The organism is Micromonospora sp. NPDC049900 (genome assembly GCF_044461025.1).
Lineage (GTDB): Bacteria > Actinomycetota > Actinomycetes > Mycobacteriales > Micromonosporaceae > Micromonospora.
The window spans coordinates 489,159-513,261 of the sequence record NZ_JBITKM010000001.1 but is presented as its reverse complement, the minus strand read 5'-3'; the positions used below and the strand labels follow the sequence as shown (position 1 = coordinate 513,261).

The 24,103-nt window shown below is 71.6% G+C and carries 21 protein-coding genes, 1 pseudogene and 1 riboswitch; of the genes and pseudogenes, 2 read left to right on the top strand and 20 right to left on the bottom strand.

Annotated elements, in window-relative coordinates:
• Nucleotides 1–11: 11 nt before the first annotated feature.
• From thiC to ACIBMZ_RS02390, 7 genes are all read right to left on the bottom strand, one after another.
• Complete coding sequence (gene thiC, locus ACIBMZ_RS02420) at nucleotides 12–1,604, bottom strand: phosphomethylpyrimidine synthase ThiC (protein ID WP_396690289.1); 1,593 nt, start codon at nucleotides 1,602–1,604, stop codon at nucleotides 12–14.
• A gap of 15 nt (nucleotides 1,605–1,619) precedes the next feature.
• Nucleotides 1,620–2,411: a bifunctional hydroxymethylpyrimidine kinase/phosphomethylpyrimidine kinase gene (thiD, locus tag ACIBMZ_RS02415; RefSeq protein WP_350692845.1), complete on the bottom strand. Its 792-nt coding sequence runs from the start codon at nucleotides 2,409–2,411 to the stop codon at nucleotides 1,620–1,622.
• Between the two features lie 191 nt (nucleotides 2,412–2,602).
• Complete coding sequence (locus ACIBMZ_RS02410) at nucleotides 2,603–3,286, bottom strand: thiamine phosphate synthase (protein WP_396690971.1); 684 nt, start codon at nucleotides 3,284–3,286, stop codon at nucleotides 2,603–2,605.
• Nucleotides 3,287–3,366: 80 nt separating this feature from the next.
• Nucleotides 3,367–4,185 carry a thiazole synthase gene (locus ACIBMZ_RS02405; RefSeq protein ID WP_396690288.1) on the bottom strand — a complete coding sequence of 273 codons (819 nt, stop codon included), beginning with the start codon at nucleotides 4,183–4,185 and terminating at the stop codon, nucleotides 3,367–3,369.
• A 5-nt stretch (nucleotides 4,186–4,190) separates the two neighbouring features.
• On the bottom strand, nucleotides 4,191–4,391 hold the full coding sequence (gene thiS / locus ACIBMZ_RS02400; RefSeq protein WP_396690286.1) for a sulfur carrier protein ThiS: 201 nt from the start codon (nucleotides 4,389–4,391) through the stop codon (nucleotides 4,191–4,193).
• Between the two features lie 14 nt (nucleotides 4,392–4,405).
• Nucleotides 4,406–5,629: a glycine oxidase ThiO gene (gene thiO / locus ACIBMZ_RS02395; protein WP_396690284.1), complete on the bottom strand. Its 1,224-nt coding sequence runs from the start codon at nucleotides 5,627–5,629 to the stop codon at nucleotides 4,406–4,408.
• Nucleotides 5,623–6,249, bottom strand: a complete 627-nt coding sequence (locus ACIBMZ_RS02390; RefSeq protein WP_396690282.1) for a thiamine phosphate synthase — start codon at nucleotides 6,247–6,249, stop codon at nucleotides 5,623–5,625. Before ACIBMZ_RS02390 ends, thiO begins: the two co-directional genes overlap by 7 nt.
• Nucleotides 6,244–6,352: riboswitch (TPP riboswitch) on the bottom strand. (Overlaps the previous gene by 6 nt.)
• Nucleotides 6,353–6,740: 388 nt before the next feature.
• Here ACIBMZ_RS02390 and ACIBMZ_RS02385 point away from each other — a divergent pair.
• Nucleotides 6,741–12,524, top strand: a complete 5,784-nt coding sequence (locus ACIBMZ_RS02385) for a ThuA domain-containing protein (RefSeq protein ID WP_396690969.1) — start codon at nucleotides 6,741–6,743, stop codon at nucleotides 12,522–12,524.
• 62 nt (nucleotides 12,525–12,586) lie between these two features.
• Here ACIBMZ_RS02385 and ACIBMZ_RS02380 read toward each other — a convergent pair whose 3' ends face one another.
• Genes ACIBMZ_RS02380 through ACIBMZ_RS02370 form a run of 3 tightly spaced genes read right to left on the bottom strand, consistent with a single transcriptional unit; the run spans nucleotide 12,587 to nucleotide 15,905 of the window.
• Nucleotides 12,587–13,537, bottom strand: a complete 951-nt coding sequence (locus ACIBMZ_RS02380) for an aldo/keto reductase (protein ID WP_396690967.1) — start codon at nucleotides 13,535–13,537, stop codon at nucleotides 12,587–12,589.
• Between the two features lie 19 nt (nucleotides 13,538–13,556).
• Nucleotides 13,557–15,245: an ABC-F family ATP-binding cassette domain-containing protein gene (locus ACIBMZ_RS02375; protein WP_396690280.1), complete on the bottom strand. Its 1,689-nt coding sequence runs from the start codon at nucleotides 15,243–15,245 to the stop codon at nucleotides 13,557–13,559.
• A 57-nt stretch (nucleotides 15,246–15,302) separates the two neighbouring features.
• Nucleotides 15,303–15,905, bottom strand: coding sequence for a class I SAM-dependent methyltransferase (locus ACIBMZ_RS02370; RefSeq protein ID WP_396690278.1), 603 nt, complete (start codon nucleotides 15,903–15,905; stop codon nucleotides 15,303–15,305).
• Between the two features lie 114 nt (nucleotides 15,906–16,019).
• Between ACIBMZ_RS02370 and ACIBMZ_RS02365 the strand changes: the two genes are divergently transcribed.
• The gene (locus ACIBMZ_RS02365; RefSeq protein ID WP_396690276.1) at nucleotides 16,020–17,207 is read left to right on the top strand and encodes a hypothetical protein; all 1,188 of its coding nucleotides are present in this window, start codon (nucleotides 16,020–16,022) and stop codon (nucleotides 17,205–17,207) included.
• Nucleotides 17,208–17,216: 9 nt separating this feature from the next.
• On the opposite strand, the gene truA is transcribed toward ACIBMZ_RS02365, so the two are convergent.
• The 10 genes and pseudogenes from truA to map all read right to left on the bottom strand — a co-directional run bounded on the left by truA (nucleotide 17,217) and on the right by map (nucleotide 24,053).
• Nucleotides 17,217–18,047 (bottom strand): tRNA pseudouridine(38-40) synthase TruA, encoded by an 831-nt coding sequence (truA, locus tag ACIBMZ_RS02360; RefSeq protein WP_396690274.1) that lies wholly within the window; start codon nucleotides 18,045–18,047, stop codon nucleotides 17,217–17,219.
• A gap of 68 nt (nucleotides 18,048–18,115) precedes the next feature.
• Nucleotides 18,116–18,676 (bottom strand): 50S ribosomal protein L17, encoded by a 561-nt coding sequence (gene rplQ, locus ACIBMZ_RS02355; RefSeq protein ID WP_396690272.1) that lies wholly within the window; start codon nucleotides 18,674–18,676, stop codon nucleotides 18,116–18,118.
• A 34-nt stretch (nucleotides 18,677–18,710) separates the two neighbouring features.
• A complete protein-coding gene (locus ACIBMZ_RS02350; protein WP_074472529.1) occupies nucleotides 18,711–19,733 on the bottom strand; it encodes a DNA-directed RNA polymerase subunit alpha in 1,023 nt (340 codons plus the stop codon).
• 98 nt (nucleotides 19,734–19,831) lie between these two features.
• Nucleotides 19,832–20,458 (bottom strand): 30S ribosomal protein S4, encoded by a 627-nt coding sequence (gene rpsD, locus ACIBMZ_RS02345; RefSeq protein ID WP_350692864.1) that lies wholly within the window; start codon nucleotides 20,456–20,458, stop codon nucleotides 19,832–19,834.
• 14 nt (nucleotides 20,459–20,472) lie between these two features.
• Nucleotides 20,473–20,880, bottom strand: coding sequence for a 30S ribosomal protein S11 (rpsK, locus tag ACIBMZ_RS02340; RefSeq protein WP_007073011.1), 408 nt, complete (start codon nucleotides 20,878–20,880; stop codon nucleotides 20,473–20,475).
• Between the two features lie 132 nt (nucleotides 20,881–21,012).
• Nucleotides 21,013–21,393, bottom strand: a complete 381-nt coding sequence (gene rpsM / locus ACIBMZ_RS02335) for a 30S ribosomal protein S13 (protein WP_117226239.1) — start codon at nucleotides 21,391–21,393, stop codon at nucleotides 21,013–21,015.
• A gap of 214 nt (nucleotides 21,394–21,607) precedes the next feature.
• Nucleotides 21,608–21,721 (bottom strand): 50S ribosomal protein L36, encoded by a 114-nt coding sequence (gene rpmJ / locus ACIBMZ_RS02330; RefSeq protein WP_012184307.1) that lies wholly within the window; start codon nucleotides 21,719–21,721, stop codon nucleotides 21,608–21,610.
• Nucleotides 21,722–21,812: 91 nt separating this feature from the next.
• A complete protein-coding gene (infA, locus tag ACIBMZ_RS02325; RefSeq protein WP_007073013.1) occupies nucleotides 21,813–22,034 on the bottom strand; it encodes a translation initiation factor IF-1 in 222 nt (73 codons plus the stop codon).
• 456 nt (nucleotides 22,035–22,490) lie between these two features.
• A pseudogene (locus tag ACIBMZ_RS02320) lies at nucleotides 22,491–22,994 on the bottom strand (DUF1707 domain-containing protein); the annotation flags it as partial.
• 207 nt (nucleotides 22,995–23,201) lie between these two features.
• Nucleotides 23,202–24,053, bottom strand: a complete 852-nt coding sequence (map, locus tag ACIBMZ_RS02315; RefSeq protein ID WP_396690267.1) for a type I methionyl aminopeptidase — start codon at nucleotides 24,051–24,053, stop codon at nucleotides 23,202–23,204.
• Nucleotides 24,054–24,103: the final 50 nt, after the last annotated feature.

The following is a 24,103-nucleotide window of genomic DNA, read 5'->3' as shown; positions in this document are numbered from 1 at the left end:
GGCCGGACCCGTCAGGCCAGCGGCAGGTAGACCCGTCCGCCGGAGGCGACGAACTCCTCGGACTTGTCCTGCATGCCCCGGGCGGCGTACTCCTTGAGGTCCTGACTGATCTTCATCGAGCAGAACTTCGGCCCGCACATCGAGCAGAAGTGCGCGGTCTTCGCCGGCTCGGCGGGCAGCGTGGCGTCGTGGTAGGACCGCGCCGTCTCCGGGTCGAGCGAGAGGTTGAACTGGTCCTCCCACCGGAACTCGAAGCGTGCCTTGGAGAGCGCGTCGTCCCAGGCCTGCGCGCCGGGGTGCCCCTTGGCGAGGTCCGCCGCGTGCGCCGCGATCTTGTACGCGATGACCCCCGCCTTGACGTCGTCACGGTCCGGTAGCCCGAGGTGCTCCTTGGGCGTGACGTAACAGAGCATCGCGGTGCCGAACATGCCGATCATCGCCGCGCCGATGGCCGAGGTGATGTGGTCGTACGCGGGCGCGATGTCGGTGGTCAGCGGGCCGAGCGTGTAGAAGGGTGCCTCGTGGCACCACTCCTGTTGCAGGTCCACGTTCTCCTTGATCTTGTGCATCGGCACGTGGCCCGGACCCTCGATCATCACCTGCACGTCGTACTCCCAGGCGATCCGGGTCAGCTCACCGAGCGTGCGCAGCTCGGCGAACTGCGCCTCGTCGTTGGCGTCCGCGATCGAGCCGGGCCGCAGCCCGTCACCGAGCGAGAACGTCACGTCGTAGCGGGCCAGGATCTCGCACAGCTCCCGGAAGTTCGTGTAGAGGAAGTTCTCCTCGTGGTGCGCCAGGCACCAGGCCGCCATGATCGAGCCGCCCCGCGACACGATGCCGGTCACCCGGTCGACCGCCAGCGGCACGTACGGCAGCAGCACCCCGGCGTGCACCGTCATGTAGTCCACGCCCTGCTCGGCCTGCTCGACCACGGTGTCCCGGAACACCTCCCAGGTCAGCTTCACCGGGTCACCGCCGACCTTCTCCAACGCCTGGTAGATCGGCACCGTGCCGATCGGCACCGGCGAGTTGCGCACGATCGACTCGCGGGTCTCGTGGATCCGCTTGCCGGTGGACAGGTCCATCACGGTGTCCGCGCCCCACCGGGTGGCCCAGGTCAGCTTCTCCACCTCCTCGGCCACCGAGGAGGTCACCGCCGAGGTGCCGATGTTGGCGTTGACCTTGACCAGGAACGCCTTGCCGATGATCGCCGGCTCGCACTCCGGGTGGTTGATGTTCAGCGGCAGCACCGCCCGACCCGCCGCGATCTCGTCCCGGACGAACTCGGGCGCCATCCCCTCCCGGATCGCCACGAACTCCATCTCGGGGGTGACGATTCCGGCCCGGGCGTACGCGAGCTGCGTCGGCCGTCTGCCGTCCGCCCCGCCCAGCGGCGTTCCGGCACCGCGTACCGGGGCCACGTCGCCCCGCTCGGCGATCCACGGTCCCCGCAGCGGCGGCAGACCGATTTCCGGGTCCGAACCCGGCCCGGCGGTGTCGTACAACCGGACCGGCGGGTTGTCCCCGGTCAGCTCGACCTCCGCGAACGGCACCCGGACGTCCGGTCGCGAACCCTCGACGTAGACCTTGCGACGTGCCTGCATGACAGCCTCCCTCGCCTAAGCGGACCAGCCGAAGTGGTCCATCGGGCCGCGTCCCGCGCCCAACTCCCAGTCCCGCGCACCGGCCAGCGCGCGGGTCACGTACTCCTTGGCGGCGGCGACCGCCACCGGCACCGGATCGCCCAGCGCCAGCCGTACGGCGGTCGCCGCCGAGAACGAACACCCGGTGCCGTGCGTGTGCCGGGTCGGCACCCGGGGAGCCCGCAGCACCGTCGTGCCGTCCGGGCCGTGCAGCACGTCCACCGCCTCGTCGCCGGTGTCCACGTCACCGCCGGTCACGATCACCCACTCGGCACCGCCCGCCGCCAACGCCCGCGCCGCCGCCGTCATCTCCGCCACGCCGGTCACCGGCGCCCCGGTGAGGGCGGCGGCCTCCGCGCTGTTCGGCGTCGCCACCCGGGCGTACGGCAGCAGCCGCTCCACCGCCTCCACCACGCCGAGCCGGTGTCCACTGGTCGCCACGAGCACCGGATCGACGACGAGTTGCGGCAGGCGACCCGCTGCCGCCGCCTCGGCGATCGCACCCGCCACGGCCGGCGTACCGAGCATCCCGGTCTTGACCGCGCGGACCGTGAAATCGGAGAGCACACTGTCCAACTGGTCGCTGACCGTCTGCGGCGGCAACGGCAGCACCGCGTCCACGCCCCGGGTGTTCTGCGCCGTCACGGCGGTGAGCACACTCGTGCCGTACGCACCGAGAGCGGCGAAGACCTTGAGGTCGGCCTGGATACCGGCACCGGCACCGGAGTCCGAACCGGCGACGGTGAGCACGGTCGTTGGGGTTCTCACGTGTCTCCTCTTGGCTTGTTCTTGCTCGGGTTGCGGTTGGGGGCTGCGGCCGACCGTGCCCACTCCGGGCGGTCAGGCTTGATCCCTGCGTGGGCACGGTCGGCCGCAGCCCCGTCGTGGGCGTCGCCCATCGAGACGGATTGGTGGCGGCTTCGGGTGTCCTGCCTTGGGAGAGGCTGGCGGGGTGGGGGTCATCGCTGGGCCGGGGTGGTGGGGGCGGGGTCGCTGCGGTGGGGGGTCTGGGGCGTACTCGTCTGGAGAAGCTCGTGGTGGGCGGTGGTGAGGGTGGTGGCGACCCGGTGTGGGTTTCGGGCGCGCATGATGGCGCCCTGGACGGCCACGCCGGTGGCGCCGGCCTCCACGCAGGCCCGGACCTGGGCGGGTGTCTCGATGCCGCCGAGGGCGAGGACGGGCACGGGACTGCGACCCACCAGGGCGGCCAGACCGTCGGGGCCCAGCGATGGGCCGTAACCGGGTTTGCTGCGGGTGGGGAAGACCGGTGACAGGGTCACGTAGTCCTCGGTGGTGAGTCGGTCCAGCTCCGCCTCGTCGTGGCAGGAGCGACCGACCAGGTCGGCGACGGGTGGCGGGTACGGGCCGGCGGCCGGAAGGTGGAGCGCGACGAATGCCCCGCCGAAGGTGCTGGGGATCCGTGGGGCGGGCTGGGTGTCGGGCAGGAGCGGGTCGGGGCCGGCGACGATCAGCGTGCCGCCCGCCTCGGCCAGGATCGGTCGCAGCTCGGCGGCGAGCACCAGGCGCTCGGCACGCGGCAGGTCCTTCTCGCGCAGCACCACGCACCGCACTCCCCCGGAGACCGCCTGCGCCACCACATCGCGCAGGTCCCCCCGGGCCGCCCGGCGATCCGTCAGCAGCACCACACCCGAAACCGGCTGGACCTTGGTGCGAGGAGTCCCCTGGAGGGGCGGTTTCGCACCAGGATCGGCGACGTGACGGGTCACAGGTCGGGTCGACCGTCGTCGGGAGTGGAGGCCAGGGCGTGGAACCGGCGGGGAATCCGGCCCGCGCCGTACGCGAGGCGGCCCGCCTCGATGGCGTACCGCATCGCGGTGGCCATGGCGACCGGATCCGCAGCCCGGGTGACGGCGCTGGCCAGCAGCACGGCGTCGCAGCCCAGCTCCATGGCCAGGGCCGCGTCCGAGGCGGTGCCGATGCCCGCGTCCAGGATCACCGGCACCGTCACGTCCTGCCGGATCAACCGGATGTGGTGCGGATTGTTGACGCCCAGCCCGGAGCCGATCGGCGCGCCGGCCGGCATCACCGCCGCGCAGCCCACGTCGGCCAGCCGCCGGGCCAGCACCGGATCGTCCGACGTGTACGGCAGCACGGTGAACCCGTCGTCGACCAGTTCCTCGGCGGCACGCAGCAGTTCCACCCCGTCGGGCAGCAGCGTGCGCTCGTCGCCGATCACCTCCAGTTTGACCCAGTCGGTGGCGAAGGCGTCCCGGGCCAGCCGCGCCACCTTCACCGCCTCACCTGCGGTGTAGCAGCCGGCCGTGTTCGGCAGCAGGCGTACGCCACAGCGGTCCAGCAGGTCGAGCAGGCCACCCGAGCCGACCGCGACGGTGTCCACCCGGCGCAGCGCCAGCGTGACCAGCTCCGTGCCGGAAGCGCGGATCGCCTGTTCCAACACGTGCAGGTTGGCAGCCCCGCCGGTGCCGAGGACCAGCCGGGAGCCGAACCGGACCCCGCCCAGCTCGAAACCCTTCGTCTCGGCGTCCGTCTCGGGCCCGCCGGTCGGCGGTGTGCGCTCCATGCCGCTCACCCGCCCTGGGCGGCGCTGAGCACCTCGACCCGGTCGCCGCCCCGCAGCACCGTGGCCGGCCAGTCGGTACGCGGCACCACCTCGCCGTTGACCGCCACCGCCACGCCGCGCTGCTGCGGGGTCACGTCCCGGACCAGCTCGGCGACCGTCACCTCGTCCGGCACGCTGCGCCCGACACCGTTCACCGTCAACTCCATCAGGACTCCTCCGTTCACTGCGCGGATCGGGTGGCGTCGCCGGAAGCGCCGAAGCCCTCGCCCGGTCCGGCGGCGACGTGGCGCTCGGGCCGGAACGGGCTGGCGGTCGCGTCGGCAGCGGCGACGACGAAGCGTTCGGGGCGGAACGGACCGCCGATCGCGTCGGGGTCCGCCCCGGTCACCAGGTCGGCGATCAGGTCGGCGGTCACCGGGGTGAGCACGATCCCGTGCCGGTGGTGCCCGGTGGCGACCAGCACGTCCGGCCGACCCGGCAACGGACCCAGGATCGGGGCGTTGTCCGGGGTGCCGGGGCGCAACCCGGCGATCGCCTCCACCAGGTCGTACTCGGCCAGCTCCGGCAGCAGGTCGATCGCGGCCCGCAGCAGCCGCAGCACCGCCCCGGCACCGACCGCCAGGTCGGAGCGCTCCTCGACGGTCGCCCCGACCACCACCTCGCCGTCGTCGCGGGGCACCAGATAGACGTGCTCGCCGTCGGCGTACCCCCGGATCACGTGCCGGAAGCCCGGCGGACCGCCGTCGGGGGCGCGCAGCCGCAACACCTGGCCCTTCACCGGGCGGACCGGTAGCCCGGTGAGCGCGGCCGAGCCGCAGCCGGCGGCGACCACGGTCACCCGAGCGCGGACGTCGGCCGGCCTCCGCACCGGCTCCCGGACCACCGTCGCACCGGCCCGCTCGGCGGCGAGCCGCAGCGCCGGCACCAGCCGACGCGGATCGACCTGGTGATCGGTGGCGGCGAGCGCGCCGCCCCGGACCCGGGGCGCGAGCGCCGGCTCCCGGTCGCGAAGCTGCGAGGGACGCAGCGGCGTCACCGGCAACCCCAGGCCCTGTTGGTACGCCCAGAGTCGACGCGCCTCGGCGAGGTCGTCGGCGGTCAGCCCGACCATCAGCGTGCCCTCGGTGCGGTAGCCGATGTCGGCGCCGCTCGCCTCGGTCAGCTCGGCGGCGAACGCCGGCCAGCGGGCAGCCGACTCGGTGAGCAGGGCGGTCAGCTCGTGCTCGCCGAAGTACGCCTCGGCCACCGGCGCGAGCATCCCGGCGGCGACGTGCGAGGCACCCGAGCCCGGCGCGGGATCGTGCACGACCACCCGCAACCCGCGCGCCGCGCAGCGCCAGGCGATCGCGAGCCCGATCGGGCCCCCACCGACGACAGCGACATCGGATGAAAGGAAGGGCCCCCTGCTAACGCCTGCGGTATAGGAAGGGTCCCCTGCTAACACGACAGCGCCCCGATCAGCTCTGCCGCGACGCGCGCGGGATCGGCGGCGCCGGAGAGCGCACCGACCACCGCCACCCCGTACGCCCCGGCGGCCCGCAACGCGGGCACGTCCGCCGCCGTCACCCCGCCGATGGCGATCACCGGCACGGTGACCGCCTCGGCCACCGCCCGTACCCCGGAGACGCCGATCGCCGGCGGCAGCCCGTCCTTGGTGGTGGTGGCGTGGCACGGACCGACGCCCAGGTAGCTCGCGCCGGCATCGACCGCCTCGCGGGCCGAGCCCGGTTCGCGGGCGGTGGCGCCCAGCACGGCGGCCGGGCCGAGCACCCGCCGCGCCGCCGTGACCGGCAGGTCGTCCGCGCCGACGTGGCCGCCGACCGCGCCGGCCGCCAACGCCACGTGCAGCCGGTCGTTGACCAGGCAGCCCACCGCGTACGGCGCGCAGAGGGCGAGCACCCGTCGGGTCAGGTCGTACGCCTCGCGGTCGGTGGCGGAGTCCTCCACCCGGACCTGCACCAGCAGTTCGGTACGGGCCACCGGGAGCACGGCCCGGAGCACGGCGAGCGGATCCCGCCCGGGCCGGGTGTCGGTGATCAGATGCAGTCGTCCCAGGGACGGCACGGCAACACTCCTCCCTGCGCCGGCATTACCCGGATCAGGTTCGACGGTCGGGGGCTCACAGCCCCCCTCTCAGCCCGGTCGACCGGGCTCCCGTGGGTCACTTGCGTGGCCACCGTACGACAGATCCGCTGACCTGCCAAGGTGCGTCCCGCCACGACGCCGGCTCCGCCGCTGGCGTGAGGAGGGGGCCCTTCCTATACCGCAGGCGTTAGCAGGGGACCCCTCCTTACTTCCAGCGGAATGCGCGCTTCGTACACATAGACGGTAATTACAGCCCACCGATGCCGAAACGTTATCCATCGAGACCTTGCCATGAACCGATTCACCGGAATTAATTTGTTCAGCGATTCGACATAATGCCGCAACGGAAAGCCCTGGCACGGCCCCCCGGCTGCGGCTCCATCAGGGACGGTCTTCGGCGAGCCGGCCCCCGCGACCCCTGTCCGGCAAGGACAAAGGAGACCGGAGTGTTCCGAACACGCCGTAAGCGCGTGCCCTTGACCGCCACCCTTCTCACCCTCGGCCTGGCCGCGACCACGCTCGCCGGCGCACCCGCCGCCCAGGCCGCCCCGTCCCGGACCGTCCCCGTCGCCCAGGCGCCGGCCCCGCAGGCCGAGGCCGACCCGTTCTCGGTGCTGGTCTTCTCCAAGACCGCCGGCTTCCGGCACGGCTCGATCCCGGCCGGTATCGCCGCCATCCAGCAGCTCGGCGCGGAACACGGGTTCACCGTCGACGCCACCGAGGACAGCACCGCTTTCACCGACCAGAACCTCGCCGAATACCAGGCGGTGATCTGGCTCTCCACCACCGGTGACGTGCTCAACGCCGACCAGCAGGCGGCGTTCGAGCGCTACATCCGGGCCGGTGGCGGGTACGCGGGCGTCCACGCCGCCTCCGACACCGAGTACGACTGGGAGTGGTACGGCGGCCTGGTCGGCGCGTACTTCAACAGCCACCCGGCCAACCAGCAGGCCACGATCAAGGTGGAGGATCCGGCGCACCCGTCCACGGCGGACCTGCCGGACCGCTGGTCCCGGTTCGACGAGTGGTACAACTACCGGACAAACCCGCGCGGCAAGGTGCACGTGCTGGCCACGCTGGACGAGACCAGCTACTCCCCCGGTGCCGGTGCGATGGGCCACGACCACCCGATCGCCTGGTGCCAGGACTACGACGGCGGCCGGTCCTGGTACACCGGCGGCGGCCACACCAACGAGTCGTACGCGGAGCCGCAGTTCCTCACCCACCTGCTCGGTGGCATCCGGACCGCGGCCGGGGTGCAGGACGCCGACTGCGGCGCCTCGCTGACCGCCAGCTTCGAGAAGGTGACGCTGGACAGCAACACCAGCAACCCGATGGAACTGGACATAGCCCCGGACGGCCGGGTCTTCTACATCGAGCGCGACGGCCGGGTGCAGATCGTCAAGCCGGACACCGGCAACACGGTCACCGCCATCGACCTCGACGTCTTCACCGGCAACGAGGACGGGTTGATCGGCATCCGCCTCGACCCGGACTTCGCCACCAACAACTGGGTGTACCTCTACTACGCCCCGAACGACGGGGTGGCACGTAACGTGCTGTCCCGGTTCACGGTGAGCGGTGACGCGATCGACGCGGCCACCGAGAAGGTCGTCCTCCAGGTCGACACCCAGCGCAACACCTGCTGCCACGCGGGCGGCACCATGACGTTCGACTCGGCCGGCAACCTCTACCTGGCCACCGGCGACAACACCAACCCGTTCCAGTCGGACGCGTACACCCCGATCGACGAGCGTCCGGGCCGTGCCGACTACGACGCGCAGCGCACCTCCGGCAACACCAACGACCTGCGCGGCAAGGTCCTGCGGATCCACCCGGAGGACGACGGGACGTACACCATCCCGGAGGGCAACCTGTTCCCGCCGGGCACCGAGAAGACCCGCCCGGAAATCTACGGCATGGGCTTCCGGAACCCGTTCCGGATCGGCATCGACCCGGCCACCGACACGCTCTACGTCGCCGACTACGGTCCGGACGCCGCCTCGGCCAACCCGAACCGTGGCCCGGCCGGCCTGGTCGAGTGGAACATCGTGGCCGAGGCCGGCAACTACGGCTGGCCGTACTGCCACGGCGGGAACCAGGCGTACAACGACTACCAGTTCCCGTCCGGCCCGAGCGGGCCGAAGTTCGACTGCGCCGCCGTGGTGAACAACTCGCCCAACAACACCGGTCTGACCAACCTGCCGCCGGCCATCCCGGCCACCGTCGACTACGGCTACAGCGGTGACCCCCGGTTCCCGGAGATCGGTGGCGGCGGTGCTCCGATGGGCGGCCCGGTCTACCGGTACGACGCCGACCTCGACTCGGACCGCAAGTGGCCGGCGTACTACGACGGCAAGGCACTGCTCGGCGAGTGGAACCAGTCCAAGATGTACACGATGCAGGTCAGCGCGGACGGGCGGGAACTGGTCGACATCAACCAGTTGCTCACCGGGATGACCTTCATCCGTCCGATGGACTTCGAGTTCGGCCCCGACGGCGCGATGTACCTGATCGAGTGGGGCAGCGGCTTCGGCGGCAACAACGACAACTCCGGCGTCTACCGGATCGACTACATCGCCGGTGACCGGGCGCCGATCGCGGTGGCCTCCGCCGAGCCGACCTCCGGCCCGGCGCCGCTGACCGTCGAGTTCTCCAGCGCCGGGTCACGTGACCCGGACGGCGGCGTGCTGACGTACTCCTGGGCGTTCGGCGACGGCGGCACCTCCACCGAGGCGAACCCCACCCACACGTACGCCGAGGCCGGCAACTACACCGCCCAGCTCACCGTGACCAACCCCAACGGCCGTACGGCGGTGGCGAACGTCCCGGTGACCGTGGGCAACACCGCGCCGACGGTGGAGATCGAGTTCCCGCCGAACGGTGGCTTCTTCAACTGGGGCGACCAGGTCAGGTACTCGATCAAGGTGACCGACCCGGAGGACGGCGAGATCGACTGCGCCGACGTCCAGCTCCAGGTGCTGCTCGGCCACGACGAGCACGCGCACCCGCTGGAGCAGCACACCGGGTGCAGCGGCACGGTGCAGACCCAGCTCGCCGCCGGTCACGGCGCCGAGGCGGACGTCTTCACCGTGCTGGAGGCGACCTACACCGACAAGGGCGGCTCCGGCGGCGCCAGCCCGCTGACCGGGCGGGTCATCGAGATCCTCCAGCCGAAGCGCAAGCAGGCCGAGTACTTCAGCGACACCGGCCGTACCGCGGACGGCACCGGCGGCGGTGAGCCCGGCGTGCAGCGGGAGACCACCGGCGACAGCGCGGGCGGTGGCGAGAACATCAGCTTCATCGAGGACGGCGACTGGTGGTCGGTGGACCCGGCCGACCTGACCGAGATCTCCGAGATCCGGTTCCGTGCCTCATCCGGCGTGGACGGCGGGGTGATCGAGGTCCGGGCCGGCGCGGTCGACGGACCGGTGGTCGCCACGGCCACCGTGCCGGGCACCGGTGACTGGCAGACGTACACCGACGTCACCGCGGAGGTCACCGGACCGGCGAGCGGATCGCTGTTCTTCGTGGCCCGGCACCCGAGCGGCGGCTCCGGCTCGCTGTTCAACGTCAACTGGGCGGACTTCGTCGGCAAGGGCGTCACCGACAACGCCCCGCCGACGGTCACCGCCACCGCCACGCCGGCCACCGGCACCGCGCCGGTCACCATCGCGTTCGGCGGAACGGCCGTCGACCCCGAGGGCGACACCCCGCTGACGTACGAGTGGGACTTCGGTGACGGTGGCACCGCCGACACGCTCCAGGCCGAGCACACGTACGAGCGGCCCGGCAACTTCACCGCCACCCTGACGGTGACCGACAGCCGGGGCGCGTTCTCGTACGCCACCGTGCCGGTCCGGGTCGACGCGCCGAACACCTCCTGCGTCGGCACGCGCTCGGACGACTTCGGCGGCACCACCCTGGACCGGGAGCGCTGGACCAGCGTGGTGCGGGAGAACCAACTCCTGTCCGTCTCCGACGGCGCGCTGCGCCTGCCCACCTCGGCCGGTGACCTGTACGGCAGCCGCAACGACGCCACCAACCTGGTGCTCCAGCCGGCTCCCTCGGGTGCCTGGTCGGCCACCACCAAGGTGACCCTGCCGGTGACGGCCGACTACCAGCAGGCCGGTCTGCTGGTCTACGGCGACGACGACAACTACGCCAAGGTGGACCTGCTCTACAACGGCAGCCGGCGGGTGGAGTTCATCCGGGAGACCGCGGGTACGCCTCGCAACGAGGGTGCCGACAGCACGGCGGCACCGGCCGGTGACACCGTCCACCTGCGGATCAGCAGCGACGGCACCAGCCTGACGGCGTCGCTCTCGTCCGACGGGCTGACCTTCACCCCGGTCGGTCGGGCGGCGGCGCTGGAGGGCATCGAGAACCCCCGGATCGGTCTGTTCGCCCTCAACGGCGGCACGACCGCGCCGGTGGTGGACGCCGCGTTCGACTGGTTCCAGGTGACGCCGGACGAGCCGGCCGGACCGGTCGACCCGTCCGACGAGTTCAGCGGGACCGCGCTGGACAAGTGCCGGTGGAACGCGATCCTCCGGGAGGACGCCACCGCCTACCTGGTGGCCGACGGGGCGTTGCGCATCGACGTACCCAACGGTGACATCTACGGCACCGACAACACCGGGCCGACGAACTTCATCCTGCAGAACGCGCCGGACGGCGACTGGACGCTGGAGACGAAGGTCGACGGCAGACTGCTGGACGAGCAGTACCAGCAGGGCGGGTTGATCGTGTACGGCGACGACGACAACTACGTCAAGTTCGACTTCGTCGTCGACAACCAGGCCGGCTCGCCGGTGTCGCGACGGATCGAGTTGCGCAGCGAGATCGACGGGGTGATCCAGGACCCGCAGCCCGGCGCGGAGGGCCTGACCGAGTCGGTGTGGCACCTGCGGCTGGCCCGCACCGGTGACACCTTCACCGCGTCGTACTCGGCGGACGGCAACACCTGGACGACGCTGACCGAGCTGACCAACGCGGCGGTCGGGCCGACCCCGAAGGTGGGCCTGTTCGCCCTCGGCGGCAACCAGACCGCCTCGAAGCAGGTGTCGTTCGACTACTTCCGGCTGAGCACCGGCACGGTCGACGACACCGCGCCGGTGACCACCGCCGAGGTCGCCGGTACGCCGGTTCAGGGCTGGTACACCGGCCCGACGACGGTCACGCTGGCCGCCACCGACGAGGGCGGCAGCGGGGTGGCCCGGACCGAGTACCAGCTCGACGACGCCGACACCTGGACCACCTACACCGCGCCGGTGGCGGTGTCCGGGGACGGCGAGCACGAGCTGCGGTTCCGCTCGGTCGACGAGGCCGGCAACGTGGAGGAGACCAGGACGGTCGACGTCCGGATCGACACCACCGCGCCGGTCAGCACCGCGGCGTTCGCTCCGGCGAACGACGAGGGCTGGCACGACGGCACCGTGCCGGTGGTGCTCACCTCGACCGACGCCGGTTCCGGGGTGAAGTCGCTGGAGTGGTCGCTGGACGGCGGTGACTGGACGCCGTACACCGAGCCGGTCGAGATCAGCGGCGACGGGGCCCACGAGCTGCTCTACCGGGCCACCGACAACGTGGGCAACGCCGAGACGCTCAAGTCGGCGGTGGTGCGCATCGACGGCACCAAGCCGACGCTGCTGGTCTCCGGCATCGCCGACGGCCAGCTCTACGGCGACAGTCAGGACGTACGGGTGTCCTGGCAGGCGGTGGACCCCACCTCGGGGATCGCCACCGTGGTCGGCCGCCTCGACGACCGCCCGTACGTCAGCGGCACCCTCCAGGCGATGTACGAGCTGCCGCTGGGGCTGCACGAGCTGACCGTGACCGCGACCGACAAGGCGGGTAACGCCACCACCACGACGGTCCGGTTCTTCGTCACCACGTCGTTCCGGGACATGCAGAACCTGCTGGACCGGTTCAAGGCGACGGGTCGGCTCTCCGCTCGGGCGCACACCCAGTTGTCGAACCGGCTCTCCAACGCCCGTACGGCGGAGGCCGCCGGTAACGACCAGCGGGCGATCAACCAGCTCACCGCGTTCCGGGGGCTGGCCGCCGACGCCTCGCTCGTCGGCGAGGCGGAGATCCGGGACACGCTGGTCCGGGACACCGACGCCATGATCGTCCGGCTCGGTGGCACGGCCAGCAAGGCGGGCGTACGCGCCAACGACGGCGAGTCCGTCGCCGGCACCGGACGACTGGGTGGCGATCCCACCCGGCTCGCGCCCGGCCGGAAGTTGTAGGCGAGTTCTCGGGGCCCCGTCCGGCTGTGCGCCGGGCGGGGCCCCTCCGCGTGCGCTGTCCCCTACCGGTCGAGCACCGCGCGCAGTGCCGTGAGGTCCGCCTCACCCGGCTGCCAGTTGCCCGCCTCGGCGTTGGCGCGCACCTGGTCGGGCGTGGTGGCTCCGGCGATGACCGAGGTGACCGCCGGTTGGGCGGCCAGTCCGCCGATCGCCACGTGCAGCATCGACACCCCCCGCTCGGCGGCGTACGCCTCGATGCCCTCGATGGTGTCCCAGTCGGCGGCGGCGAGCCGTTGGGCGTACCGGCCGCCACCGGCGAGGCGGCTACCGGCCGGCGGGGCCTCGCCACGCTTGTACTTGCCGGTGAGCAGCCCGTTGGCCAGCGGGAAGAACGGCAGCATGCCGAGGCCGAAACGCTCGCAGGCGGGCAGCACCTCGATCTCGGCGTCCCGGTTGAGCAGGCTGTAGTGGTTCTGGGCGCTGACGAATCGGGTGGTCCCCCGGGTCTTCGCCGTCCAGTCGGCGTCCGCGATCTGCCAGCCGGCGAAGTTGGAGTTGCCGAGGTAGCGCACCTTGCCGGCGCGGACCAGGTCGTCCAGGGCGGCGAGCGTCTCCTCGATCGGGGTGCCCGGGTCCGGCTCGTGGAACTGATACAGGTCGATGTAGTCGGTGTCCAGGCGGCGCAGCGACGCCTCCACCGCCCGGATGACGTACCGCCGCGAGCCGCGCACGCCGAAGTCGCGCCCGTTGTCACCCCCCATCGACATGCCGAACTTGGTCCCGATCACCACGTCGTCGCGACGGCCCTTGAGGGCCGCACCGAGCTGAGCCTCCGACGCACCGTGCGGTTCGCCGTAGATGTCGGCGGTGTCGAAGAAGTTGATCCCGACGTCGAGGGCGGCGTCGACCACCGCGCGGGTGCCGTCCAGATCGAGTTTGCGGCCGAAGTTGTTGCAGCCGATCCCCACGACGGACACCACGAGCCCGGAGTCGCCCAACCGGCGATAGGTCATCTCAGTCACGAGATCAACCCTATGTCGATCGCCCGACCTCCCACACCGGCTCCGGCGTCTCCACCACCTCACCGTCACCGCGGAACAGCAGGAAGCGGTCGAAGGTCCGGGTGAACCAGCGGTCGTGGGTGACCGCCAGCACCGTGCCGGAGAACGCGGCCAACCCGGCCTCCAACGCCTCGGCCGAGGCCAGGTCGAGGTTGTCCGTCGGCTCGTCGAGCAACAGCAGGGTCGCCCCGGACAGCTCCAGCAGCAGCACCAGGAAACGGGCCTGCTGGCCGCCGGAGAGCGTGCCGAAGCGCTGGTCGCCCTGCCCGGCCAGCTCGTACCGGCTGAGCGCGGCCATCGCGGCGTGTCGGTCCATGCCGGCACGGTGCTCGTCGCCCCGCCACAGGATCTCGGCCAGCGTCTTCGCCATCAGCTCCGGCCGGTCGTGGGTCTGCGAGAAGTGCCCGGGGCGCACCCGCGCGCCGAGTCGGGCCGTCCCGTCGTGTGCCACCGGCGCGAGCGCCGCCGCCCCGTCGACCGGGCCGTTGGCCGGATCCGGGTCGGTGCCCCCGCGCGCCAGCAGCCGCAGGAAGTGGGACTTGCCGGTGCCGTTGGCGCCCAGCACCGCCACCCGGTCGCCGTACCAGACCTCCAGGTCGAACGGGTAGGTCAGGCCGTCGATCTCAAGCTGTTCGCAGATCAGTGCCCGCTTGCCGGTCCGGCCGCCGGCCAGCCGCATCCGGATGTCCTGGTCCTTCGGCGGTACGGGCGGCGGCCCGGCCTCCTCGAACTTGCGCAACCGGGTCTGCGCCGACTGGTACCGGGAGGCCATGTCCGAGTTGTACGCCGCCTTCTGCTTGTACATCAGCATCTGCTCGCGCAGCTTGTGGTGCTCCTCGTCCCACCGTTTGCGCAGCTCGTCGAGGCGGGCGTGGCGCGCCACCCGGGCCTCGTGCCAACTGGCGAAGCCGCCCGGATGCACCCAGGCGCTGCCGCCCTCCACCGCGACCACCCGGTCGGCGGTGTGCGCCAGCAACTCCCGGTCGTGCGAGACGTAGAGCACCGACTTGGCGGACTCCCGCAGCCGCGCCTCCAGCCAGCGCTTGCCGGGCACGTCGAGGAAGTTGTCCGGCTCGTCGAGCAGCAGCACCTCCTCCGGGCCGCGCAGCAGCAGTTCAAGCGCGAACCGCTTCTGCTGTCCACCGGAGAGAGTGCGGACCGGCCGCTGTCGGGCGGTGTCCCAGGGCAGGTCGAGCACGATGGTGGCGACGGTGTCGAAGAGGACCTCGGCGTCGTACCCGCCGGTCTCGCCCCAGGCGGCCAGCGCGTCCGCGTACGCGAGCTGTGCCTTGCCCGCCACCGTGCTGTACTTGCCGCGAAGCTCGGCCGCGCGCATGGCCGCCTCGGTTTCGGCCAGCCGGCGTCCGGCCTCACGCAGCGGCGGCGGGGCCAGGGACAGAGCCAGGTCGGCCAGCGTCGACTCGTCGCCGATCATGCCGATGAACTGGCGCATCACGCCCAGGCCACCGGCCCGCGCGATGGTGCCGGTACGCACCGGCAGGTCACCGGCGACCATCCGCAGCAGGGTGGTCTTGCCGGCGCCGTTCGGGCCGACCAGCGCCACCTTGGCACCCTCACCGACCCGGAACGACACGTCGGTGAAGAGTTCCCGCCCGTCCGGCAGTACGTGTCCGACCGCTGCCACGTCGACGTATCCCACGCCGGCATCCTGCCGGAGCCGGGCCGGACGGCCAACCGATTAGTCGCCCGCGAGCGGTCAGCGGGTGACGCGCAGCACCCGGAAGCCCTTCTGGCTGGCGTGCCGCTCGACCCGCCAGTCCTGCTCGACCAGCCAACGGTGCAGCGAGTCGCCGCCGAGGTGGCGGGCCACCACCAGCCAGGCCACCCCGTCCGGGGCCAGTCGCGGCAGCCAGCGGCCGAGCAACTGGTGCAGGTCCTCCTTGCCGATCCGGATCGGCGGGTTGGACCAGATCTGCGCGAAGTGGAGGTCGGCCGGTACGTCCTCGGGGGCGGCCACCCGTACCCGGTCCGCGACGCCGAGCCGCTGCGCGTTGCCGGCGGTCAGCTCCCGGGCCCGCGCGTTGACGTCCACCGCCCAGACCGTCGCCTCGGGCGCGACGCTGGCCAGGACGCAGGCGATCGGTCCGAACCCGGAGCCGAGGTCGAGCAGCGGCCCGGTGGCCGACGTCGGTAGTTCGGCCTTGCGCAGCAGCACGGCGGTGCCGGGGTCCAGCCGGGTGGCCGAGAAGACCCCGCCCGCCGACGCCAGGGCGTAGTCGCGGCCGGCGACGCTGAACTGCACCTCGCGCGCCTGGGCGGGCGTGCTCGGTTCGGCGGTGAAGTAGTGGTCCCCGGTCACGCCGGCCATTCTCGCACCGGGCCGGAACCGACCCGGCCGTCGGGAGTGGCCTGCGCCGCCAGCACATCCGGCAAAATGCCCACTAATGGGGTAAAAATCCTTACTCTGGTCACCATGTACCGGTACGACTCTGATGAGGACGCATACCTCCAGTACGGCGACGACGACGCCGAGGGGATGCCGGCCGGCGACGCCCGCCGCCCGGGTGGCCCCTCGCCGTCGCGCTTCCCCACACCGTCGCTGACGCGCCCCAACCAGATCCTGCTGCCCTCGACGGCAGCGGCCCCCGACGCGGATCCCGCGCCCGAGTTGGCCGCGCCACCGGCGCCGATCGGCCCACAGGAGCCCTACCCAACGGAGGCGTACCCACCGGAGCCTTATCCGCCGGAGCCCGACCTGGTCCTCCCCTCCGGGGTGTACGCGTCGAGCACCGCGACGGCGACGCAGACCTCCCTCACCGGGTACGAGCCGACCACCGCCGCGCCACCGTCCACACCGGTGAGCCCGCCGCCGCCACGCACCGGCGGCAACCGCACCTGGCAGGTGCTGATCGGCGGTGCCGCCGCGCTCGTGCTGCTCGGGCTCTGCGGCCTCACCGCCGGGGCGCTGATGGACGGTGGGCAGTTCATCGGTCAACAGGCGGCGCCCACCTCCGAGCAGCAGGACACCCAGGACACCGAGCCCGCCGCCAGCGACCTGGACTCCCGGGACACCGACTCCGCGCCGCTGACCGCGCGCGAGGTCTTCCCGGCCAGCACCCTGACGGTCGACGGCAGAGACACCGGCTACGAGGTGCTGCGGACGCAGTCGAGCGCGAGCTGCGCGGTCGCGGCCACCGGCGAGGTCGCCGAGTCCCTGACCCTGCTCGGCTGCAACCAGGTGGTGCGGGCAACCCTGCGCACCCCCGACGGCGAACACCTGGTCACCACCGGCCTGTTCAACCTGACCGACCGCTCCAGCGCGGAACGGGCCCGGGACCGCATCCGGCAGGCGCTCGACGCACGACAGGGCCGGTTCCGGGGCATGTCGGCCGGCGACGGGACCGACGTCATCACCTCCGCGCCCGCCCGGGTGGGCTGGCAGGTACGCGGTCACTACCTCGCCTACGCGGTGGTGGCCCGGACGGACGGGGCAGCCGTCCGCTCCGCCGACACCACGGTCCGCGAGGTCCTCTTCGACATGCTGGAGATGCATCTCAGCCGGGACGTGCTGGAACGGCGGGCAGCCGGCGGTACGGCCACGCAGCCGAGCCCGACGCCCACCGACGACACCGGCGACCAGGACCCCGACACCGGAAACTGAGCAGGCCACTCAGGCCCCGGCGGGCACCCGGAGCTGTCGGGTGGCCTCGGCCCGGCGGGCGTACTCGGCCGGATCGTCGGGATAGCCGACCGCCACCAGGGTCAGCCCGTGCGCCGGCGCCACCGTCACCTCGCTGGACCGCTCCCGCCGGGTGAGCAGGCCCGCCGGCCACTCGACCGGTCGACGCCCGTCCCCGGCGACCAGCATCGCGCCGACCAGGCTGCGCACCATCGCCTGGCAGAACGCGTCGGCCTGCACGGTGGCGACCAGGATGCCGTCGGCCTCGCGTCGCCAGTCCAGGCGGGTCACCTCCCGCAGCGTGGTGGCGTTCTCCTTGCGCCGGCAGTACGCGGCGAAGTCGTGCTCCCCCACCAACCCGGCCGCCGCCGCACCGAGCAGGTCGACGTCGAGCGCGCGGCGCCAGGCCAGGATCTCGTGCCGGCGCAACGGTTCGGCGCCCCAGGGCGCGTCGGTCACCCGGTACTCGTAGCGCCGGAAGGTCGCCGAGAAGCGGGCGTCGAAGCTTCCCGGCACCACGCCCATCGCGCGCACCCGCACGTCACCCGGCAGCAGTCGGGCCAGCCGACGCAGCAGGCGGCCCTCGTGCGCCCGCCACACCTCGCCGGGCACGTCGACGTGGCAGACCTGCCCGCTGGCGTGCACCCCGGCGTCGGTGCGTCCGGCGACCGTCAGCCCGGCCGCGACACCCGCTCCGAGCACCAGGTCCAGCGCCTCGACCAGCACACCGGCGACGGTGCGCCGCTCCGGCTGGGCGGCCCACCCCGAGAAGCCGGTCCCGTCGTACGCGACGTCCAGCCGCAGCCGGGTGCGCTCGTCCACGTCGTACCTCCTCGACGAGTCGGGCCCGGCACCCCCGTGGGGGATGCCGGGCCCGACGACGGCCTGACTCAGGCCTTGCCTTCCTCGGTGGCCAGGTCGCTGTCCTCGCGGGCAGCGGCGGTGTCACCGGATGCCGACACCGGCGCCTCGGCGTCCTGGTCGCCCGACCGGTTCGCCGGGGCCTCGTCGGCCGGGGCCAACGCCTCGACCTTGTCCTGCTGCGCGGCCTTGCGGGCGGCGGTCTTCTGGTTCGCCTTCGGCTCGGCGACCTGAAGCTCCTCGACCAGCTCGATGATCGCCATCGGCGCGGCGTCACCCTTGCGCGGACCGGTCTTCACGATCCGGGTGTAGCCGCCGGGCCGGTTGGCGTACCGCGGCGCGATCTGGTCGAACAGGGCGTAGACCACGTCCTTGTCCTTGACCACGGTCAGCACCCGCCGACGCGACGCCAGGTCGCCCCGCTTGGCCTTGGTGATCAGCTGCTCGGCGAGCGGACGCAGCCGCCGGGCCTTGGTCTCGGTGGTCTTGATCTTGCCGTGCTGGAACAGCGCGGTGGCCAGGTTGGCCAGCATCAGCCGCTCGTGCGCGGGGCTGCCGCCGAGGCGGGGGCCCTTGGTGGGCGTGGGCATGCTTGGTGCTCCTCAGGTGTGGCGGCAGCGCGGACTAGAGCTGCTCGGTCTCGCGGTAGTCGTCGGTGTCGTAGTCGGCCTCGCCGAAGGTGTCCACGACATGCGCCGGGTCGAAGTTCGGAGCCGAGTCCTTCAGCCCCAGACCCATTCCGGCGAGCTTCATCTTGACCTCGTCGATCGACTTCTGGCCGAAGTTGCGGATGTCGAGGAGGTCGGCCTCGGTACGCCCGATGAGCTCACCAACGGAGTTGATGCCCTCGCGCTTGAGGCAGTTGTAGGAGCGGACGGTCAGGTCCAGCTCCTCGATCGGCAGTGCCAGGTCCGCCGCCAGTTGCGCGTCCTGCGGCGACGGGCCGATGTCGATGCCCTCCGCCGTCTCGTCCAGCTCCCGGGCCAGCCCGAACAGCTCCACCAGCGTCGAACCGGCCGAGGCCAGTGCGGTACGCGGGCCCATCGACGGCTTGGTCTCGACGTCGATGATCAGCCGGTCGAAGTCGGTCCGCTGCTCGACACGGGTCGCCTCGACCCGGTACGTCACCTTGAGCACCGGCGAGTAGATCGAGTCGACCGGGATCCGGCCGATCTCGGCACCCGCCTGCTTGTTCTGCGCCGCCGTGACGTAGCCCCGACCCCGCTCGACGGTCAGCTCCATGTCGAGCCGGCCCTTGCCGTTGAGGGTGGCGAGCTTCAGGTCCGGGTTGTGCACCGAGACACCGGCCGGGGGCTGGATGTCACCGGCGGTCACGTCGCCCGGGCCCTGCTTGCGCAGGTACATGCTGACCGGCTCGTCGTGCTCGGAGCTGACGCAGAGCTCCTTGATGTTCATGACGAGCTCGACCACGTCCTCCTTGACCCCGGGGATCGTGGTGAACTCGTGCAGCACACCATCGATCTTGATCGAGGTGACCGCCGCACCGGGGATGGACGACAGCAGCGTACGCCGCAGCGAGTTGCCCAGGGTGTAGCCGAAGCCCGGCTCCAGCGGCTCGATGGTGAACCGGGACCGGGTCTCGTTGATCGACTCTTCGGAGAGAGACGGTCGCTGGCTGATGAGCATGTTTTCTCTTCTCTTCCGGGACGCCCGCTATATGACGTCCACGACACAACGTGTTCCGGTGGCCCGCCCGTCGCCGGGCGGGCCACCGCAACGAGCCCTTACTTGGAGTAGAGCTCGACGATCAGCTGCTCCTGGACCTGGGTGTCGATCACCTGGCGGGCCGGGAGCGAGTGCACGAGCACCTTCATCTGGCTCGGGATGGCCTCAAGCCACGCCGGAACCGTCTTGGAGCCGGCCTCGGCCTGCGCCACGATGAACGGGGTGAGCTCCTTGCTCTTCACCCGAACCTCGATGATGTCGTGCTCCTTGACGCGGTACGACGGGATGTCGACCTTCTTGCCGTTCACCGTGAAGTGACCGTGCTTGACCAGCTGGCGGGCCATGTCCCGGGACTTGGCGTAGCCGGCCCGGTAGACCACGTTGTCCAGCCGCGACTCGAGGATCTGCAGGAGGACCTCACCGGTCTTGGCCTGCTTGGCCACGGCCTCCTCGTAGTAACCGCGGAACTGCTTCTCCAGCACGCCGTAGACCCGGCGAGCCTTCTGCTTCTCACGGAGCTGGAGCAGGTACTCCGTCTCCTTGGTCCGACCGCGGCCGTGCTGCCCGGGCGGGAACGGCCGGGACTCGAACGGGCACTTCGGACCATCGCACTTGCTGCCCTTGAGGAACAGCTTCATCTTCTCCCGCCGGCAACGGCGGCAGTCAGCACCGGTGTAACGAGCCATCTCTCTCTAACCTCTCAGACCCGACGACGCTTCGGCGGACGGCACCCGTTGTGCGGCTGCGGGGTGACGTCGGAGATCTGCCCGACCTCCAGACCCACCGCCTGCAGCGAACGGATGGCGGTCTCCCGGCCGGAGCCGGGTCCCTTGACGAACACGTCGACCTTGCGCATGCCGTGCTCCATGGCCCGACGCGCGGCGGCCTCGGCGGCCAACTGCGCGGCGAACGGAGTCGACTTGCGCGAGCCCTTGAAGCCGACCTGGCCGGCGGAGGCCCACGAGATGACGGCACCGGTCGGGTCCGTGATGGACACGATGGTGTTGTTGAAGGTGCTCTTGATGTGCGCCTGCCCGTGGGCGACGTTCTTGCGTTCCTTGCGCCGGACCTTCTTGACTGCGGCTCCGGCACGAGCCTTCGGTGGCATAAGTCTGTGCGCTCCTGTTTGGGTTCTCGATCGGGTTCCGGTCTCTCGCCCCGCTACTTCCGTAGACACCGGCTCCGGTGGGAGTCCGGCCGACCTCGGCGGAGAAGGACCAGAATTCCGGTTTAAGAACTACTACTTCTTGCCGGGCTTCTTCTTGCCGGCGACCGTCCGCTTCGGGCCCTTGCGGGTACGCGCGTTCGTGCGGGTCCGCTGGCCACGGACGGGCAGTCCCCGGCGGTGCCGGATACCCGCGTAGCAGCCGATCTCGACCTTGCGGCGGATGTCAGCGGCGACCTCGCGGCGCAGGTCGCCTTCTACCTTGTAGTTGGCCTCGATGTGGTCACGGAGCTGGACCAGCTCCTCGTCCGTGAGGTCCCGGGCGCGCTTGTCCGGCGAGATGCCGGTGGCGGCGAGCGTCTCCAGTGCGCGGGTACGACCCACGCCGAAGATGTAGGTGAGCGCAATCTCCAGCCGCTTCTCGCGGGGGAGATCCACGCCGACTAGACGTGCCATCTGCGGGCGTACTCCTTGTGGTTTTCTGCCGGAGGTGTGGTCCCGTCCCACCCCGCTACGCGGCCGTCCCGTCTTTCCGGCGCGATACACGCCGGCGACCGGGATCGGTCGCTGCCCGAGCGGGCCCCGGCCTCCGACCGGGGGTCAACCACGAGAAAGTACGCGCTGCGCACCGCCCGCGGCTGGGACGAGCATGTGTGATGTGTGGGCTGGTTCAGCCCTGGCGCTGCTTGTGGCGCGGGTCGGTGCAGATCACCATGACCCGGCCGTGCCGGCGGATAACCCGGCACTTGTTGCAGATCCTCTTGACGCTCGGCTTGACCTTCACGGTTGCCTTACTTCCCATCTGGCCCGGCGCCACGAGGCGCGACACCGGACGTCGAAGACGGACACGGGACGATTTCCGGCCGCCGTCAGGCTTACTTGTAGCGGTAGACGATGCGCCCGCGAGTCAGGTCGTACGGCGAGAGCTCGACGACGACCCGGTCCTCCGGCAGGATGCGGATGTAGTGCTGCCGCATCTTGCCGCTGATGTGAGCCAGCACCTTGTGGCCGTTGGCGAGCTCCACCCGGAACATGGCGTTCGGCAGGGGCTCGATGACCCGACCTTCGATCTCGATGGCTCCGTCTTTTTTCGGCATGTCCTCCGCTGTCCTGACGTCGGTTACTCCGGACGGCCCACAACGTCTTACACGGGTGACTGATCAAGATCAGATTTCCCGCGCCAGCCGCGGCTCCGCGTCCCACCGAAGCGCTGGTGGGCATGGCGGAGTGGACGCTGTGCGCCGATCAGAAAGTGTACGCCCGCCTGCACGCCGCCGCCAAACCGACCGGCCAGAGTACGCCCACGAGGTGGACAAACCCGGCTTTCAGCCCGCCGCGTCGCGCTCCGCACGGCGCATCCCGCCGGTGGCCTCCGGCTCGGCGCGCGTACCGCCACCCGCCTCCGCGCCCAGCTCCTCGGCGCGCAGGTCCGCCCCGGCCGACTCGGGCACCGCGTCCGGCCCGGTGTCGGTGCTAAGCCGGTTCCGCCCCGCGCCCGGCTCGGTGAATCCGGTCGCCGTGGCGGCGATCTCGCCGGGCTGCTCGTCGACGAGCGCGGCCCGCTCCCGCTTGCGGGCCTTCTTCTCTTTCCGCCGCTGCCGGCGGCGTTCCTGCTGCGCCGCCCACCGCTGCGGCTCCCCGGTGCTCAACCCGGTGACGGTACGCACCACCTGCACCGCGCCCCACGGTCCAGCGACCCAGATGGGCCAGAAGTAGACCAGATCGCGGGCGGCGAACGAGGTGACCGCCCAGATCGCGACGACGATGCCGACGGTCTTGAGCCACGGCTCCCACACGTCGACGAGCCAGCGGACGGTCACCCCACGCCCGCCGTCGGGCAGCACCGGCGCATCCGGCTCCTGCCGCGCCGGCAGCGCCCCGGGCAGGTCACCCGTCAGAGCGTCCAGTTCCGCGTACGTCCGTGCCGCGTAGGCGCGCTGCAACCGGTCGTCGTACTCGTGCAGGTCGAGCCGGCCCTCGTCGAGCGCCTCGCGGAGCCGTTCGGCGACGGCCTGCCGGTCGGAGTTCGCTGCCCGCATCCCGTCCCGCCCGTCCATGTCGGCAAGCATGCCATCGTGCCGCCAGTCCGGCTAACCGACGTCGTACGGCCGCCCGCCGTCACGCCGGAGCCGACTCGACCACCCCGCCTCCAATCACGGAGAGTGAGCACAGGGCTCCGGTGGTGTCGAACGTCACACGACCGACGACCGGACAGAGCCGCCCAGAGAGCCGACGGCGCGGCCGATCGCCGAGCGTCGGTGGGCTCAGCCGGCCGAGGAGTCGGCGGGCTGGCGGGCGGTGACCAGATCACCGAGGCGTGCCCGGCCGCCGTCCCGGGCGGTCAGCACCCAGACCCCGTCCGGGAGCAGCGCCATGGTGTGCTCGACGTGCGCCGCGCGGGACCCGTCCCGGGTCACCACGGTCCAACCGTCGGCCAGTTCGGCGGTACGCGGCGAACCCATGGTGATCATGGGCTCGATGGCCAGCGCCATGCCCTGCACCAGACGCGGCCCCTTGCCCGGACGCCCGTGGTTGAGTACGTGCGGGTCCTGATGCATCTCGGTGCCGATGCCGTGGCCGCCGTAGCCGTCGACGATGCCGTACCGGCCGCCCTTGCGGACCGCGTTCTCCACCGCGTGGGAGATGTCGGTCAGTCGGCCCTTGCCGCTGGCCGCGCCCCGAGCGGCGGCGGCGATACCGGCCCACATCGCGTCCTCGGCGACCGTCGCCATCCGCAGCAGCGCGGGGTCGACCTCCCCCACCCCGACGGTGATGGCGGCGTCGCCGTGCCAACCGTCGAGCACCGCACCGCAGTCGATCGAGATCAGGTCGCCCTCGGCGAGCACCTGGTCCGGCGACGGGATCGCGTGCACGATCTGCTCGTTCACCGACGAGCAGATCGACGCCGGGAAGCCGTGGTAGCCCTTGAACGAGGGGACGCCACCGGCCTCGCGGATGGTCGACTCGGCGATCGCGTCCAGGTCGGCGGTGCTCACTCCGGGCGCCACCGCCTCGCGCATCCGGTGTAACGCCTCGGCGACCACCAGCCCGGCGGCACGCATCTTCTCGATCTGCTCGGGGGTCTTCAGCTGGATGTCCAGCTGGGGACGACGCATCGGGGCGCTACCTTTCGTTGCCGAACCAGCGGGGCACGCCGGGCGTACCC